Origin of the sequence: Sphingobacterium faecale (assembly GCF_016746095.1) — a bacterium.
Classification (GTDB): domain Bacteria; phylum Bacteroidota; class Bacteroidia; order Sphingobacteriales; family Sphingobacteriaceae; genus Sphingobacterium; species Sphingobacterium faecale.
On the sequence record NZ_JAERTY010000053.1, the window covers coordinates 1 to 305 of the forward strand.

A 305-nucleotide genomic window follows, 5' to 3' on the forward strand; every position below is an offset into this window, starting at 1 on the left:
GATTACAGGTGGATCTGATGGTACATTGAACGTTGGTCAATTGACTGCGGGTACTTATACCTACAGTGTCGGTGTGAGCGGAGACGGTGTCTGTGAGAGCCTTGCTTCGGACCGCAAGACGGTTACATTCACTATCCAGCCTACCGGACAGTCTACCGATATCGCTGATATCCTGGTTAACGGTATGGATCCAGGTGCTCCGTTATGTATAGCACCGGATGTCGATGTTATCCTGACGACAGCGCTAACATCGGGCAGTACGATTACGAATCCGGTATTCCACTGGTATGACCATGCAGGTGTTG

General features: G+C 50.5%; 1 protein-coding gene. It reads left to right on the forward strand.

All coding sequences use genetic code 11. The annotated features are described in order from the left end of the window. Nucleotides 1-305, forward strand: a 305-nt coding sequence (locus JKG61_RS22840) for a hypothetical protein (protein WP_202105319.1), incomplete at both ends; no start/stop codon positions are given.